Source organism: Enterobacter sp. CM29, assembly GCF_013179605.1.
Lineage (GTDB): Bacteria > Pseudomonadota > Gammaproteobacteria > Enterobacterales > Enterobacteriaceae > Enterobacter > Enterobacter intestinihominis.
In genome coordinates, this window is record NZ_JABMCU010000355.1 from 1 (window position 1) to 1,328 (window position 1,328).

The following is a 1,328-nucleotide window of genomic DNA, read 5'->3' on the forward strand; positions in this document are numbered from 1 at the left end:
GGTGAAGGGGGCCGACAGCTTTCCGGCGGCGAACTGCGTCGTCTGGCCATTGCGCGCGCCTTGCTGCACGATGCGCCGCTGATGTTGCTGGATGAACCGACAGAAGGTCTGGATGCGACAACCGAGAGTCAAATTCTTGATTTACTGACAAAGGTGATGAAAGGCAAAACCGTGCTGATGGTCACTCACCGCCTGCGCGGGCTGGTGAATTTCGATCGAATAATTGTGATGGACAACGGACACATAATTGAGCAAGGTAATCACGCAGAGCTGCTGGCAAAACAGGGTCGCTACTACCAGTTTAAACAGCGCCTGTAGACTATATTTGTAGCGTCCTCTCTCGCGTACTGGAGTTCTGTTGTCATGCGCCTGGTGCAGCTTTCTCGCCATAATATTGCGTTCCCTTCTCCGGAGGGGGCGCTGCGTGAACCTAACGGATTGCTGGCTTTGGGCGGCGATCTCAGCCCGGCGCGTCTCTTAATGGCTTACCAGCGCGGCATCTTCCCGTGGTTTTCTCCCGGCGACCCGATTTTATGGTGGTCTCCGGACCCGCGAGCCGTGCTGTGGCCCGGGCAGTTTCACCTGAGCCGCAGCATGAAACGTTTTCACGCAAATTCGCCCTATCGCGTCACGCTCAATCACGCCTTCGGGCAGGTAATCGAAGGCTGCGCTGAAGATCGTCATGAAGGCACCTGGATAACCCGCGATATCATTATCGCCTACCACCAGCTTCATGAGCTGGGCTACGCGCACTCCATCGAAGTATGGAAAGATGATGACCTCGTTGGGGGGATGTACGGGGTGGCGCAGGGCACGCTTTTCTGCGGTGAGTCGATGTTCTCCCGCGCCACGAATGCGTCGAAAACCGCGCTGCTGGTTTTTAGCCAGGAATTTGCCCAACGCGGCGGACAACTGATGGATTGTCAGGTGCTGAATGAGCACACCGCCTCGCTCGGCGCGGTTGAAATTTCCCGCCGACGCTATATCGAACACCTTGAACAGTGCCGACTGGAGACTCTTCCGCGCGATTTTTGGGTTCCCAGAATGCTCTTTATGCCCAATGCCTAAATGTTTTCCGCATATTTTTTATGAGGGTGTTATAATTACGCCGCAGAGTAGCTTCTGCCTGTTGCCCCGCCGCCGTTTGGGACCCTCGCTTCAGATAACGTCCTGACGTTTATCCTGTCGTATCCCCTTTACGAATGCGCTTTCCGTTCGGTTGTACCGTGACGCTTGGGCAATACGCTGAAATTGTTTTGCTGCGTTTTAAACGCGCAATTCTTTACTTAATTGATGAATTTCGGCATTATCTTGCCGGTTCAAAACTT

Annotated in this window: 2 protein-coding genes; both read left to right on the top strand. The window is 54.1% G+C overall.

Annotation, left to right across the window (positions count from 1 at the left end):
- A partial coding sequence (locus HP459_RS22965; RefSeq protein ID WP_171936928.1) for an ATP-binding cassette domain-containing protein occupies positions 1–318 on the top strand: 318 nt, incomplete at its 5' end.
- 45 nt (positions 319–363) lie between these two features.
- Positions 364–1,068 carry a leucyl/phenylalanyl-tRNA--protein transferase gene (gene aat / locus HP459_RS22970; protein ID WP_022647613.1) on the top strand — a complete coding sequence of 235 codons (705 nt, stop codon included), beginning with the start codon at positions 364–366 and terminating at the stop codon, positions 1,066–1,068.
- Positions 1,069–1,328: the final 260 nt, after the last annotated feature.

Bases quoted from the DNA above. Each gene is read 5' to 3' on its own strand.
- aat (WP_022647613.1), top strand. From the start codon at position 364: ATGCGCCTGGTGCAGCTTTCTCGCCATAATATTGCGTTCCCTTCTCCG.